The sequence below is a fragment of the Shigella sp. FC1567 genome, from assembly GCF_001743015.1.
Classification (GTDB): domain Bacteria; phylum Pseudomonadota; class Gammaproteobacteria; order Enterobacterales; family Enterobacteriaceae; genus Escherichia; species Escherichia coli.
The window spans coordinates 1-425 of sequence record NZ_MIIV01000406.1 but is presented as its reverse complement, the minus strand read 5'-3'; the positions used below and the strand labels follow the sequence as shown (position 1 = coordinate 425).

Genomic DNA, 425 nt, shown 5'->3' with positions numbered 1-425 from the left:
GGATACGGAGGACGGTTGTGGCGCACGTCTTCGGTGAACGCACTCTGGCCACACTGGAGCGTCTTCTGAGCCTGCTGTCGGCCTTTGAGGTCGTGGTATGGATGACGGATGGCTGGCCGCTGTATGAATCACGCCTGAAGGGAAAGCTGCACGTTATCAGCAAGCGTTACACTCAGCGCATTGAGCGACATAATCTGAATCTGAGACAACATCTGGCAAGGCTGGGACGGAAGTCACTGTCGTTCTCAAAATCGGTGGAGCTGCATGACAAGGTCATCGGGCATTATCTGAACATAAAACACTATCAGTAAGTTGGAGTCATTACCGGAAATGGCATGGGAAACCCGTGGTAAGCCCGGCGGGGTGATGTTCCACAGCGATCAGGGCAGTCATTATACGAGCAGGCAGTTCCGGCAGTTATTGTG

1 pseudogene is annotated in these 425 nt (G+C 53.4%); it reads left to right on the top strand.

The window, feature by feature from the left end:
• Positions 1-311, top strand: a pseudogene (locus BHE85_RS18725) (IS1-like element IS1X2 family transposase); the annotation flags it as partial.
• Positions 312-425 lie beyond the last annotated feature (114 nt).